This is a genomic window from Pseudomonas brassicacearum subsp. brassicacearum, from assembly GCF_008801605.1.
Classification (GTDB): Bacteria; Pseudomonadota; Gammaproteobacteria; order Pseudomonadales; family Pseudomonadaceae; genus Aquipseudomonas; species Aquipseudomonas brassicacearum.
Genome location: NZ_VZPJ01000004.1, coordinates 109,538 through 122,475, shown reverse-complemented (window position 1 = coordinate 122,475; position 12,938 = coordinate 109,538). Strand labels below are relative to the sequence as shown.

Here is a 12,938-nt window from a genome sequence, read left to right as displayed (position 1 = left end):
GCTCCAGCAAACAGAAGTCTATTTTTGAAGGGCAACAGGCATGGGCCCTGAACGAACAACGCGCCTGTCTCGCGAAAACCAGACGTTGGACAACAACACCGCCACACACACCACCGTAACCAGGACGGGAACCCAAGGGCTATGCCAGGTGGAGAGCACGAACTCGGCGGCCAAGGCGATGACCGGTACGCAAGGCGTGAGAATGGACACCCGCCCGCCTCCCAGGTGCTGAATGGCAAATTGCAGGGTAAACACCGGAATCAGCACGCTGACAAACGCCAGCTTGATCAACTGGCCGAGCATGGCGGTATCCAGCGTGAGCAACTGGTGCAAATTTTCCCGGCCGACCCACCCTGTGACGATCAATAGCAGGAAGAACCTGACGCACAGGATATCCATGGCGCTGTACTTGCTATCGCGGTTCAGTCGAGCCGAGCAGAACACATAGATCCCACCAGTGATCCCGGCGACAGTCGCCAGGGCAATGCCCTCATGCAAGTTGACCAGGCTTACCTGGGCCGTGACTCCAAGCGCGAGACGCATAAGGACCAACGCCATCAGCGACAACAGGATCAGCAGCGCGCCCAGCCAGCGGGAACGACTGACCGAGGAACGCGCCACCAGCATTTCACAGACCACCACCACCAGCGGCATCCAGCCCTGATAGATCGCTGACTCCACCGACGCCTCAATGCGCTGCAATGCCATGAACATCAACCACCAACTGAACAACGTCAGCACATTGAGCAGCAGAACGCCTCGCCACTCCTCGCGCAGCAGACGAAACGGGTCATGACCCCGCAAGGTATGCACCAGGAAAAATACCGCCCAGGCCATCAGGAAGGTAATGAATGTCAACGCCGCCCCACTGATGCGGGTGAACGCCACCATGACCCAGACGGCCGAGAGCGCCGTCGAGATGCAGTAGACCGCCATGCTGACGGCACCGAGTATTCCTGTCTTCATGCCTGCTCCTTGAGAAAAACCTGTTGCCTGCCGCCCGCTGGATCAATCAAGCGGTTCCCGGCTCCAGCACTTCCACCTGGGTCGGTACGTAGTCCTGCAAGGCTTCGAAGTCGGCGCGAAGTACCTTTGGGTCTGCGTTGTACAAAGTCAGGATGCCCGCGGTATCGGCCAGGGACCGGGAGTCCACCACCATTCCGGGGGCGACCCGCCAGTCGATGTCGTAGGTACTGGAAATGGGCGGTTCGTTGAGCTGGCTGATCCGGCCTTTGCGCAAGGGCAACAAGGCGGACACAACGTTGTTCTTCTCGTTGGGCTTGATGTCATCGAGTGCTGCGGCGCCGGCTACGAGGTAGAGATTGGCGTCGATCAGGTTGATGTCGCTGTTTTTCTCGTGGTACGGCACCCCGATGCCGCCAGGTACGCGTGCAGCAATTTCCAGGAACACCGGATAACCGCGCTTGCGGTCCACGAAGACCTCGTGGTGCGTCGAACCGTTGCGAAAGTTCAGGGCCGCAATCACGTCCCGATTGAATGCCTCCAGGGTCGCCTTGAGCGTGGGGTCGGCCACGGGAATCACGCTCAAGGGCTTGCCCTGGACAAAGTCGAAGTTGGTGCAGCCCAGTTCCAGCACACCGCAGTAGCGGATTTGACCGTCGACCACAAACGAGTCGCATTGGAACATGTCGCCGTCAATGAACTCGTCCACCTCATAATCAAAATGATACGGCGAGGCCAACACTTGTTCGCGGGCCTTGATGAATTCGGCCTCGTTGCGAATGATCGACACCTCGAAACTGCCCGCTGCGTTCACCGGCTTCAGGACCAGGGGCAAGCCCAATCGCGCCGTCAGATCAGCGTAGTAAGCCTGAGGCTCAGCCGATAGCCGTACGTGATCCAGTGGCACAAACTCGGGAATGCGTATCCCCTTCTTGCTGACGGCGTGTTTCATCAGCACCTTGTCGCGAAAGTTCGCCACGATCGCCTGTGTGTCGCCTTCTAATCCGAACTCCTCGCGCAACTGAGCCGCCAGTTCAACGTGGCACTCTTCCTGGCAGAAAATACGCAATGAGGAAGTTTTGCCTTGCACGGCTCGCAGCTCATCGCTGATGACGCTGCGACATTGGTCATGATCCAGCAACGGGCGGATGTTGCGCTGCAGGTCCGCATCGACACGCACGATCTGCGAGACATTGCGCTCAAGCGTAGGCGGCAGGACGTCGGCGTGATAGGCGATCAACACTGTCCGGCAATCTCGACCCAGCGTCTGCAGCGCCTTCTCGGAGGCAAAGTTAAGGTAATGGGGCGTCAGGAAAACGATGGTCTGGATCATGGTAGTGCCTCACTGGAAGTCGACGTTCATGCGATAGAGAAGGCGCGCATCGGCGCCCCCTTCACTTTTGGGTATGGGCGGACCTTTATGTAGCGTTGAAAGGTTGTCCCAGATGACGATGTCGCCTGGGCGGTAGGCATGCCGATAGCGCGGTGCGTGCTGGACAAGGAAGTCGACCAGACTGTCGAGAATGCGATGGGACAGTGCAGGCGTGACCCCTTCTATTTGCATGGCCGTGGCAGCCGGTGCATACAGCGACGCCGTGCAAGCGAGTGGGTGCTTGTACACCAGGGGGTGGACCACGGTGTTTTCCAGTGCGCCAGCCTCCTGGGAATTGAGCTGTTGCACCGCGGCGTCGGCATTGCGCAGCGCGTCTCGATTGCCGAAACGGTGGTGAATCCGCAGGTTTTCCAGGTCGAGCCCCTTCAGGTACGACGGGCAACCTGGGCTTTCCAGCCACTGGCGAACCTGATGCAGGCCCGCGACACAATCGATGAATTGGGTCTCGCCGTGCTGGTCTGGTACACGTACCGACAGCAGTGAGGTGAATACCGTGTTCGCCGATTTGTACGACATGTCGGTGTGCCAATACCCTCCTCCTTCATGCACGCCCAAGGCCTGGCCGTCCCGATGGAGATTGGTCACGGTCAGCACTTCCCGATAATCCTCGAGGCAGTACTTGGCCAACACATGATGGACAGGCGAGCCCAGCCTGCGCATCAACTGCACATAAGGGGCGACGCTGACGTCCTGGTTGGCGATGACCAGCACCTTGGCCTGCGCGATGGCCTGCCTGAGCTCCGCTGCCGACTGCCCGAGCACGTCGCCGAGGTCCAGGCGCAGCGGCTGGAACATCCTCACGCCCATGACCGCAGTCCTTCTTGCAGCGATATTGCGGCACTCATTTCTGCAGCTGCCGGCACCATCGTATTGATCGACGCATAACCTGAGGCAGCACCCGCGAAATACAGGCCGGCGACAGGGCTTTTCCCATCCTGGTGGCAGGTAAAGCCGGTTTGCTGGTTGAGCAGTTGCGGCCAGTCGGTGGCGGGGAGTTGTGCGGTGACGCCGATGGCCGAAACAAGGCATTGCTCCTTGGCCGACACATCCAAGTGCAACTCATGCCCGTCGGATGCCTGGGCGGCGACCAACCGGCCCGCCTCTTGAGCCTTGCGACAGGAAGCCTGGAGCAGCGGATTGCCGTTGAGTGACGACGGAAGGTCCAGGACGACCTTGTCGCCATCCTGGCGAATGCTGCTGTAGGCATGCAGCCAGATATTGGCCCGGCCTGTGCTGCTGGCGCTGTTGAGCGGCCCTTGAAAGGAACTGGACGAAGTCTTGGCAATCATTTCCAGCGTGCGCTGGCTAAGGGACCTGAGGGCAAAGCGATCATCGGTCTCTTGGGGATACAGCCCCAGATAGGATTTGATCAGAATCGACACATTGCGGGCGAACGGGGCCAGGAGCAGTGCGATCTGAAACGCACTGTTACCGCTGCCGAAGATGACCACATCCTGCTGCAGGAAACGGTGGGCCTCGCCCCGCGCAACCATTTGATAGACGTCAAAGCACTTCAACCAATGGGCACTGGGCATTTCGAAGGGCGGCGCCTTCGGGCGAATCCCGGTTGCCAGGATAATCTGCTGTGCACGCAAGGACCGATGCTGGGAACCCGGGGCCAGGCTCACCTCGAACAGCCCCTGGGCCTTGCTGACGGTGACCACCCGTTGCTGGATCCTGGTCAAGGGCAAGGCTTCGAAGTTACTACGGATGTAGGCTGCGTATTCCTCACCGGTGGGGCTGACGCACAACTTGCGCATGAACCGATGCAAGGGATAGGGCGCGCCTTCGATCTCCAGTTCATTGCAGTAGGACTGCAATGGATGATCCCCCATCATGCCCATGCACCCCCCGAATACATCGCTGATAACAGCGACTTTCAGGCCCAGATCAATCAGCCGGATACACTCGCTAAGCCCTGCGGGACCGCCGCCTACGACAATGACGTCGAACACATGCTGCTCCATTTCAAAAATCCTCCAGGCGGGCACAGGCTTGATCAACAATGGGTTTGGCTACCGAGAAAGAAAACCTGACATAGGTGGGGCACGGCCCCTGGTAGAAGGGCGTCGCAGGCAATGGCATGACCCCGCAACGAACGGCCAGGTGTTGACTGAATTCAACGGGGGACAATGAAGGCGCCCGCCGTGAATAGTCGGCCATGATGTAATGGCCGCCCGCCGGTAACCGGATATCCAGCCCGGCAGCCGTCAGCGCACCTGCCAGGCGATCACGTTTGTGCTTGTAGTGCTCGCGCAGGCTATCCAGGCGCCCGGCGGTCAACTCATCGAGCAAAACAGCAACGGCTGCCTGTATGGGGGTGGGTTGGCAATAGCTCAGGTAGAGGTGATGGGCATAGGCTCGCTCCATGAAGGTTGCCTGCGCGCACAACCAGCCGATCCGGACGCCCGTCATGGACAACAACTTTGATGCGCTGCCTGCCACCATCATGGGAATCTGCTGCCGGGGGTACCGCGCCGATGTGTCAGTGTCGTACTGATAGTGACGATAGGCTTCGTCGACAATCACCATGAAGTCATGGTTTTTTGCCAGCGCCACCATGTGCTGCCAATCATCAGCGGACATGCACCACCCCGTCGGGTTATGGGGTGTATTGAGCAGCAGTATGCGAACACCAGCGCGCAATTGCTGTTCGAGCACTGCCCAATCGGGGCCGATCGACTCCCCTGCCGACAACGGCACTGCAACAAACTCCAACCCCAGCAACGAGGCCATTCCTGGGTAATAGGGATAAAAGGGCTCAAAGAACGCGACCCGGCTGCCGTACTGCGTGGACGCTGCGTACAGGGCCAGGTACAAGGCCTCGGTACAGCCACTGGTCACCAGCACTTCGCTGTCGGGTGCATAGCCTGCACTGTGAGCTGCAATGCTTTCGCGCAAAATCATTTCGCCGCGAGGGTCGGCGTACTGCCAGCCCGCCCGGACCTGGCGGGCCAGCGCCGCATTCATGGCATTGTCAAACAGGGGTTCAGGAATTCCTTGCGAAAGGTTCAACGCTCCTGAGGATGCTGCGTATGCACTGGCATCCCTGAAGGGCGCCACTCGACCAATCAATGTCAAATCATCCATGACTTCCCGCCCCCTTGTATTGATCGGTCAGGCGTGAGTGGCTACTCGGTTGAGTCCTTGCCAGAATCGGGTCAACAAGTTCAGTACATCGGCAGCGCCCTCCAGAATATTGTTGCCGTTGTCAGTGTCCCGGGCCGCCTCCATGACCGCGTCACTGATCCATTGCACATGATCGGTTTCTACCAGCATGTGCAGATAGAAGTAGGTGAAGTCTTCGTGTTTCCACCCGCTGTAGAGGCGGAAGCCTTCGTACAGGTTGGCGATCATCGGAAAGCCGAACTCTTCGATAACGTAATGAGCACCAATGGCATGCTCTGTCGAACCCTCGAGGAAAATTCGACGCAGGCCGTCGACCAGTTCACTGGCTTCGGGAATATATTCAACCTTCTTCCAGTCATCCAACGTGATGCCAACGCCGGCAAGTACACGCTCAAACATGATGAAGTGTGCCTCGCCTACCCCATCGCCCAGCTCAGACACGACCGTGCGCGCCAACTTCATCCGAATCACTTCGCTGTCGGTACGGTGCGAGGTGCCCGCCAGGATCTGAGGGAACGTACGAATGTAATAAAAGTACTGCTGGAACACTTTCTTCAGCGTCGCCTTGGGCAGCGGGGCCTGTCGAAAGGTTTTATAGAACGCATTGGTGTTGATCCCCGAAGCCGTGATCATTCCTTTAATCGAATGGATGATTTGCTCACCCGTCAGACAGCCTTGTTCCATTTGCTGAGCCGGCATAGATCCCCCCAAATACGATAAGGTAGCTTGGATGGCCGCGACGGAATGTCGCTGCGCGTTTCAGATAGTAAACAAGCGATTCCCGCAAACAAATTAATACTTTTAATCGACGGCGCTACGAACAATAGATTTATTTTGAAACATCAAATTTGTGATATTAATTCCATTTAAAATCAATAGATTATGATTCGGTGAAATTTTATCGCACAGAAATAGAGCATTATTTATTTTTTGCACCAACAAGATGCATGTCGGGCGCTAAGCTCAAATTAAATCACCCCGATCTGGAAGTCTTCTATAGTGAACAATCAACCCATCGACATCGCCCTCACCATCAAAGCCGAGCGAACCGCTCGGGAATGGTCCATCGGCGAGCTCGCCCAGCTATCTGGCGTATCAAAGGCAATGATCAGCAAAATTGAAAACGCGCAGGTCAGCCCGACTTCGACCATCCTGGGTCGGTTGTCGGGGGCGTTCGGCTTGCCCCTCTCCACACTGTTGCATCGAGCCGAGGGGCGCTCGGGACTTCTTTCAAGGGCGGCAGAGCAACCGCGCTGGGTAGACCCGGAAACCGGCTATTCGCGCCAGCAAGTCTCCCCGCGGGAGGGCTGGCCGTTGGAACTCATCAGCGTGCAACTGCCTCCGGGCGTGCGTATCAGCTACCCCGCCACGGCCTATGCGTTCCTTCATCAGCAGGTGTGGACCACGCAAGGCACGCTGACGTTTACCAAGGGCACTACCACCTATGTCCTGGAGCAAGGCGACTGTTTGCAACTGGGGCTGCCGGAAGAAGCCTGCACGTTCGAAAACGCCACATCGCAAGTGTGCGAATACGTCATAGCCTTGATTCGCAAGTAACCATCGCCCCTTCGGCGCCCACCTGCACCAATGGTTGGTGCCAGCGCGTCCATTCGCCGACCTGCGACCAGATGCGGCGTGCGCGACCTGCATAACCGTCAGAGGCTGCTATCGCAAACTGACATCAAATCGTCATCACTCCGTCGCTGAAATGCCATGGCGGCTGGGTACTGTCCTCGCCAATGAGATCGATCTCAAGCGAGTGACAATGACTGATTTGAAAGAAGTGGCACGTTTGGCTGGGGTTTCGCGGGCAACCGCGGCCCGCACCTTTGCCTCCCCTGAAGTGGTGCGTCCGGCGACCCGCGAGCAAGTGTTCGCCGCTGCGCGCCAACTGGGTTTTCGGCCCAATCGTCTGGGCCGCCAACTGCGCCTGCAGGTGACCAAGCTGATCGGTGTGGTGGTCCCTAACCTGCTCAATCCAGTGTTCGCCGAACAATTCCAGGCCATGGAGCGCGCTGCGCGCTTGCGCGGCTACAACCTGCTCCTGGCAACGACCGACTACAGCAGCGAGCGCGAAAGCGTGGTGGTCGAGGAGTTGTTGCGCCAGCGCGTCGACGGCCTGGTCCTCACGGTGACCGACGCCGAGAGCAACCGCGTGCTGCAAAGCCTGGACAACGAGGACACGCCTTTTGTGCTGGCCTATCACCAGCCGGGCAATCCGGACTACAGCGCCGTGTCGGTGGACAACCGTGCCGGCATGGCCCTCGCCACGCGTTATCTGCTCGAAGCCGGGCATTGGCGCATTGGCATGGTGGCCGGCCCGGCACTGCAATCGGACCGTGCTCGCCTGCGTTACGCCGGTTATTGCGACGCCATGCGTGAGGCCGGTCTCGACTGCCTGCCGGTGATTGAAATGCCGGCCCATACCCAAGCCGACTTCGCCGCCATCGAGCCGCTGCTGCAAGGCCCGCAAGCCCTCAGTGCGCTGGTTTGCTCCAACGATCTGTTGGCAATCAGCCTGATTGCACAACTGCGTCGCAACGGCTGGCACGTCCCCCAGCAGCTTTCAGTCATTGGCTTTGATGGCATCGCCCTCGGCACTCAGATACACCCGACGCTGTGCAGCGTCGTCCAGCCCATCGAAGCCCTGGCCTGCACCGTGATCGACCAACTGCTGGCGCAGATCGGCGGCGCCGCACCGGTTTCCCATTGCCTGCCCTGCCATATCCGGCCGGGCGAAAGTACTCAACCCTACGAGGAGACGCTTGATGATCCGCTTCAGTAAAACCCTGGCGACGTTGCTGCTTTGCGGCATTGCCAGCCTGGCCCAGGCTGCCGAAACGGCGATTTGCTACAACTGCCCACCGGAATGGGCCGACTGGGGCACGCAGCTCAAGGCCATTGCCGATACCACCGGCGTGCAGGTCCCGCTGGACAACAAGAACTCCGGGCAGGCATTGGCACAACTGGTGGCCGAACAGGCCGCGCCAGTGGCGGATGTGGTGTATTACGGCGTGACCTTCGGTTTGCAGGCGCAAAAAGCCGGGGTGGTCGGCACCTATAAGCCCAAGGGCTGGGAGCAGATCCCGGACGGTTTGAAGGACCCGCAAGGACACTGGTTTGCCATTCACTCCGGCACCTTGGGCATCATGGTTAACGTCGATGCACTGGGCGGTTTGCCCGTGCCGCAAAGCTGGGGCGATCTGCTCAAGCCTGAGTACAAAGGCATGGTCGGCTACCTTGATCCGTCCAGTGCGTTCGTCGGCTACGTTTCTGCGGTAGCGATCAACCAGGCCATGGGCGGCAGCCTCAATGACTTTACGCCTGCCATCGATTACTTCCAGAAACTGGCGAAAAACTCACCCATCGTGCCCAAGCAGACCGCTTATGCGCGGGTGTTGTCCGGTGAATTGCCGATCCTGGTCGATTACGATTTCAACGCCTACCGGGCGCGCTACAAGGACAAGGCCAACGTCGCTTTCGTGATTCCCAAGGAAGGCAGCATCAGCGTGCCTTACGTGATGAGCATCGTCGGCAACGCGCCCCATCGAGCCAACGCCGAGAAGGTCCTGGATTTCGTCCTGTCCGAGCAAGGCCAGGCGCTCTGGGCCAAGGCCTACCTGCGGCCGGTGCGGGCGATGAGGATGCCAGCCGACGTCGCCGCACAGTTCCTGCCGGACAGCGATTACGCCCGGGCCGGTGTGGTCAACTACGAGCAGATGGCGGCGGCGCAGGAAGCCTTTTCCGCGCGTTACCTGAAAGAGGTCAAGTAAGTGACCGCCTCGGTAATAAAAGCCCGGGGAGTCTCGTCGGGCCAGGCCACGGTGCCGCGTCTGCGGCTGACCGCGGCCTGGGCCCTGGCGCCTGCGGCAGCGGTGCTGTTTGCGTTCTGGCTGTTGCCGCTGGCGCACCTGATCGTGCTGGGCGGGCAACGTCGCGACGGCGGCGAAAACGGTTATTGGCAGGTACTGGGCAGTGCGCAATACCTGGGCAGTCTGGCACAGACTTGCCTGCTGGCTTTGGCGACGACCCTCGCAGCGCTGTTGGTGGGTGGCATCAGTGGGGTTTTCCTCAGTCGCCAGCGCTTCTTCGGTCGTTCGCTGTTGGTCGCCTTGTTGACCTTCCCGCTGGCATTCCCCGGTGTGGTCGTCGGTTTCCTGGTGATTTTGCTGGCTGGGCGCCAAGGCTTGTTCGCCAGCCTTGGCCTCGAGCTGGCGGGTGAACGCTGGATCTTCGCCTACTCGCTGATGGGCCTTTGCATCGGTTACCTGTACTTCTCGATTCCGCGGGTGATCCTCACGGTGATGGCCGCTTGCGAAAGCCTGGATCGCAGCCTGGAAGAAGCCGCGCATTCATTGGGCGCCGGCCACTGGCGAGTGATCTGCGATGTCATCGTCCCAGGCCTGGCGCCGGCGCTGGTCTCGTGCGGAGCGATCTGCTTTGCCACTTCCATGGGCGCGTTCGGTACGGCCTTCACCTTGGGCACCCGCCTGAACGTGACCCCGGTGGCGATCTACAACGTGTTCACCAATTATGCCAATTTCGCCGTGGCGGCTGCGCTGTCGGTGGTATTGGGGGCGCTGACCTGGGCGGTGCTGCTATTGGCCAGGCGCCTGGCGAAAAATTCGAGGACAGTCTTGTGAGACGCTCAACGCTGTTCATCGGGCAGTTGCTGTTCACCCTGCTGGTCTGCGCGTTCATGTTGGTGCCGGTGCTGATGTCACTGCTGGCCGGGCTGACACGCAATTATTTCCAGGGCGTGTCCAGCGGCCTGACGTTCGATTGGCTGGTGCAAGTCTGGCAGGCCTATTCGCCGACGGTCTGGCTCTCCCTGCAGCTGGCCGTGGCCTGCGCACTGTGCGTCTGCGTGGTGGGTGTTCCGGCGGCTTACGCGCTGGTACGGATGAACAACCGCTTCAGCCGTGCGTTCGAGGAGTTGATGGTGCTACCGGTGGCGATGCCAGGCCTGGCCAGCGCCCTGGCGTTGCTGCTCACCTATGGCCAATTCGGCGGATTTCGCAGCAGCTGGCTGTTCATTCTCGTCGGCCATGTGCTGTTCACCCTGCCGTTCCTCGTGCGTCCGGTGATGGCGGTGATGCAACGCCAGCACTTGCCCGTCCTGGAAGAAGCCGCAGCCAGCCTTGGCGCCGGGCCGTTGCGACGATTCTTCAGTGTGGTAGTGCCTAATTGTCGGGCAGGGATTCTCGCCGGGGTACTCATGGTTGTCACGCTGTCGCTGGGCGAGTTCAACCTGACCTGGATGCTCCACACGCCGATGACCAAGACATTGCCGGTAGGCCTGGCGGACAGCTATGCCTCGGCCAGGCTGGAAGTCGCCAGCGCCTACACCCTCATATTCCTGCTGATGATCGTGCCGCTGCTGATTGCGTTGCAGGCCATCAGCGCGCGCCTTTCCCGTGGAGACAAACGATGACCGGAACCACCATTCGCCTGGCGGGTTGCCGCAAGGCGTTCTCGGACGGCACCGTTGCCGTCCATGACCTGGACCTGACCATAGAGGCCGGCGAAACCTTGGCGATCCTCGGTCCGTCCGGTTGCGGTAAAACCACCACCCTGCGGCTGATCGCCGGGCTCGAACGCCCGGATGTGGGGCAGGTATTTTTTGGCGACACCGACGTTACCCGCCTGCCCATCGAGCGGCGCGACGTGGGCATGGTGTTCCAGAACTATGCGTTGTTTCCCAACCTGGATGTGGCCGGCAACATCGTCTATGGCTTGAAGATTCGCGGCATGGCGCCTGCCGAACGGAACAAGCGTTGCTCGGAGCTGCTGGAACTGGTGGGCCTTCAGGATCATGGCAAGCGCAGCATCCACGAGTTGTCCGGCGGTCAGCGCCAGCGGGTCGCGCTCGCCCGTGCCCTGGCGCCCAAGCCCCGGGTATTGCTGCTCGATGAACCCTTGGCGGCACTGGACGCGCAGTTGCGTGAGCGCCTGCGCAGCGAACTGGATCAGTTACTACGCCATCTGGGCATTACCGCCGTGTTCGTCACCCACGACCAGGGCGAAGCCATGGCGCTGGGCGATCGGATCCTGGTCATGGAGCGCGGCCGCGTTGCGCAATTGGCCAGCCCACGGGAAATCTATCAGCAACCGGCCAGCGCTTTCGTCGCCAGTTTTGTCGGCAACCTCAACGCTTTCGCGGTGCTCGAGCACACCTCCCTGAGCTTGAAAGTCCATGGCGGAGAGTTGCCATGGCGTGGTGCCGGGCTGCCCGCCACCGTCTATTGTCGCCCCGAGCATTTGCGGGTGATGGACAACGAGGGGCATCTGCGCGGGCGACTGGTGGGCCAGTTTTTCCAGGGAGCCCAAAGCCGCCTGTTGGTAGACGTCGGCGCCGCCCAGCCATTGCTGGTGGACAGCACCGACAGCGTCATACACACCCCTGGCGCCCTGGTTTCCTTGGCCGTCGAGCCGCAGGTGCTGTTCACCTTGTCATCGTGATATTCGTGTTTTCAGAGGGTTTATTTTGAATCATCCGTTTCTCATTGCGCAGATCAGCGACCTGCATCTCAAGGCCGGAGAAAAACTGACCTATGGCGTCGTCGATACCCTCGCCGCGTTGCGTCATGCCGTTGACCATTTGAATGCCCGGGTGCCGCGTCCCGACATCGTGGTGATCAGTGGCGACCTGGTGGACTTCGGTCGCCCTGATGAATATGCCGTGCTGCACCCCGAACTGGCGCGCCTGCACATGCCTTGCTACCTGGTTCCCGGTAACCATGACAACCGCGAGCATTTGCGGGCGGCATTTGCCGATCATGACTATTTGCCAAGCGTGGCCGGAGCCCCGTTGGATTGGGTGGTTGACGAACATCCGCTGCGCCTGATCGGCCTGGACAGCACCATTCCCGGCGGCCATGGCGGCCGGTTGTTGGATAGCCAGTTGAGCTGGCTCGATGAACAGTTGGCCGGTCGCCCCGACGTGCCAACGCTGCTGGTCCTGCACCACCCGCCGTTTATCAGCGGCATCGGCCACATGGACCGCGAACCGTTCGTCAACGCCTCGGCGCTGGAGCAGGTCATCGCCCGTCATCCGCAGGTAGAGCGCCTGCTGTGCGGGCATTTGCATCGGCCGATGCAGCGACGCTTTGGTGGCAGCCTGAGCTGCGTGTGTCCCGGCACCTCCCATCAAATTGTCCTGGATCTACAGCCAACCGCTCCCGCGCATTTCAACCTGGAACCACCCGGCTACCTGCTGCACCACTGGCATGGACAGGGGTTGGTGACCCATAACGGCGTGTTTGGCGAGTATCCCGGGCCGTACCCCTTTTATGACGCTCATGGATTGATCGACTGATAACCCAGGGACTTTCACTGATGGCACGCTTTGGAGATTTATCCCCTACCCCACTCTATGCATTGAAGATTTTCTAACGAGTCATTTAACGCATCGGCCAATCAGGTGATCGGCCGAGAGCTTACTGCTGCCTTT

At 59.9% G+C, this 12,938-nt stretch carries 13 protein-coding genes; 7 read left to right on the top strand and 6 right to left on the bottom strand.

All coding sequences use genetic code 11. The annotated features are described in order from the left end of the window. Positions 1–18: 18 nt before the first annotated feature. Genes F7R20_RS11610 through F7R20_RS11585 form a run of 6 tightly spaced genes read right to left on the bottom strand, consistent with a single transcriptional unit; the run spans position 19 to position 6,184 of the window. The gene (locus F7R20_RS11610) at positions 19–966 is read right to left on the bottom strand and encodes an EamA family transporter (protein WP_003201866.1); all 948 of its coding nucleotides are present in this window, start codon (positions 964–966) and stop codon (positions 19–21) included. Between the two features lie 46 nt (positions 967–1,012). Next, complete coding sequence (locus F7R20_RS11605) at positions 1,013–2,296, bottom strand: ATP-grasp domain-containing protein (RefSeq protein WP_003201863.1); 1,284 nt, start codon at positions 2,294–2,296, stop codon at positions 1,013–1,015. Between the two features lie 9 nt (positions 2,297–2,305). Next, complete coding sequence (locus tag F7R20_RS11600; RefSeq protein WP_003201861.1) at positions 2,306–3,163, bottom strand: TauD/TfdA dioxygenase family protein; 858 nt, start codon at positions 3,161–3,163, stop codon at positions 2,306–2,308. Then, complete coding sequence (locus F7R20_RS11595; protein WP_003201859.1) at positions 3,154–4,323, bottom strand: NAD(P)/FAD-dependent oxidoreductase; 1,170 nt, start codon at positions 4,321–4,323, stop codon at positions 3,154–3,156. The genes F7R20_RS11600 and F7R20_RS11595 overlap by 10 nt, the downstream gene beginning before the upstream one ends. 1 nt (position 4,324) lies before the next feature. Next, positions 4,325–5,446 (bottom strand): pyridoxal phosphate-dependent aminotransferase, encoded by a 1,122-nt coding sequence (locus F7R20_RS11590; RefSeq protein ID WP_003201857.1) that lies wholly within the window; start codon positions 5,444–5,446, stop codon positions 4,325–4,327. Between the two features lie 27 nt (positions 5,447–5,473). Then, the gene (locus F7R20_RS11585; RefSeq protein ID WP_013693359.1) at positions 5,474–6,184 is read right to left on the bottom strand and encodes an iron-containing redox enzyme family protein; all 711 of its coding nucleotides are present in this window, start codon (positions 6,182–6,184) and stop codon (positions 5,474–5,476) included. A gap of 300 nt (positions 6,185–6,484) precedes the next feature. Here F7R20_RS11585 and F7R20_RS11580 point away from each other — a divergent pair, with 300 nt between their 5' ends. The 7 genes from F7R20_RS11580 (at position 6,485) to F7R20_RS11550 (ending at position 12,803) form a co-directional block, all read left to right on the top strand. Then, positions 6,485–7,042 (top strand): helix-turn-helix domain-containing protein, encoded by a 558-nt coding sequence (locus tag F7R20_RS11580; protein WP_003201855.1) that lies wholly within the window; start codon positions 6,485–6,487, stop codon positions 7,040–7,042. Positions 7,043–7,250: 208 nt separating this feature from the next. Further along, positions 7,251–8,270 carry a LacI family DNA-binding transcriptional regulator gene (locus F7R20_RS11575; protein WP_003201853.1) on the top strand — a complete coding sequence of 340 codons (1,020 nt, stop codon included), beginning with the start codon at positions 7,251–7,253 and terminating at the stop codon, positions 8,268–8,270. Next, positions 8,254–9,258 carry an ABC transporter substrate-binding protein gene (locus F7R20_RS11570; RefSeq protein WP_003201851.1) on the top strand — a complete coding sequence of 335 codons (1,005 nt, stop codon included), beginning with the start codon at positions 8,254–8,256 and terminating at the stop codon, positions 9,256–9,258. Before F7R20_RS11575 ends, F7R20_RS11570 begins: the two co-directional genes overlap by 17 nt. 15 nt (positions 9,259–9,273) lie before the next feature. Next, a complete protein-coding gene (locus tag F7R20_RS11565; protein ID WP_085983272.1) occupies positions 9,274–10,128 on the top strand; it encodes an ABC transporter permease in 855 nt (284 codons plus the stop codon). Further along, on the top strand, positions 10,125–10,919 hold the full coding sequence (locus F7R20_RS11560) for an ABC transporter permease (RefSeq protein ID WP_003201846.1): 795 nt from the start codon (positions 10,125–10,127) through the stop codon (positions 10,917–10,919). The genes F7R20_RS11565 and F7R20_RS11560 overlap by 4 nt, the downstream gene beginning before the upstream one ends. Further along, the gene (locus F7R20_RS11555; RefSeq protein WP_003201844.1) at positions 10,916–11,947 is read left to right on the top strand and encodes an ABC transporter ATP-binding protein; all 1,032 of its coding nucleotides are present in this window, start codon (positions 10,916–10,918) and stop codon (positions 11,945–11,947) included. The genes F7R20_RS11560 and F7R20_RS11555 overlap by 4 nt, the downstream gene beginning before the upstream one ends. 25 nt (positions 11,948–11,972) lie before the next feature. After that, positions 11,973–12,803, top strand: a complete 831-nt coding sequence (locus F7R20_RS11550; protein WP_003201841.1) for a phosphodiesterase — start codon at positions 11,973–11,975, stop codon at positions 12,801–12,803. The last annotated feature ends 135 nt before the right edge of the window (positions 12,804–12,938 follow it).

What these genes read in the sequence shown, in the direction of transcription:
- F7R20_RS11585 (WP_013693359.1), bottom strand. Translation starts at nt 6,184, where the DNA reads ATGCCGGCTCAGCAAATGGAACAAGGCTGTCTGACGGGTGAGCAAATC.
- F7R20_RS11610 (WP_003201866.1), bottom strand. Translation starts at nt 966, where the DNA reads ATGAAGACAGGAATACTCGGTGCCGTCAGCATGGCGGTCTACTGCATC.
- F7R20_RS11570 (WP_003201851.1), top strand. Translation starts at nt 8,254, where the DNA reads ATGATCCGCTTCAGTAAAACCCTGGCGACGTTGCTGCTTTGCGGCATT.
- F7R20_RS11595 (WP_003201859.1), bottom strand. Translation starts at nt 4,323, where the DNA reads ATGGAGCAGCATGTGTTCGACGTCATTGTCGTAGGCGGCGGTCCCGCA.
- F7R20_RS11575 (WP_003201853.1), top strand. Translation starts at nt 7,251, where the DNA reads ATGACTGATTTGAAAGAAGTGGCACGTTTGGCTGGGGTTTCGCGGGCA.
- F7R20_RS11590 (WP_003201857.1), bottom strand. Translation starts at nt 5,446, where the DNA reads ATGGATGATTTGACATTGATTGGTCGAGTGGCGCCCTTCAGGGATGCC.
- F7R20_RS11600 (WP_003201861.1), bottom strand. Translation starts at nt 3,163, where the DNA reads ATGGGCGTGAGGATGTTCCAGCCGCTGCGCCTGGACCTCGGCGACGTG.
- F7R20_RS11555 (WP_003201844.1), top strand. Translation starts at nt 10,916, where the DNA reads ATGACCGGAACCACCATTCGCCTGGCGGGTTGCCGCAAGGCGTTCTCG.
- F7R20_RS11605 (WP_003201863.1), bottom strand. Translation starts at nt 2,296, where the DNA reads ATGATCCAGACCATCGTTTTCCTGACGCCCCATTACCTTAACTTTGCC.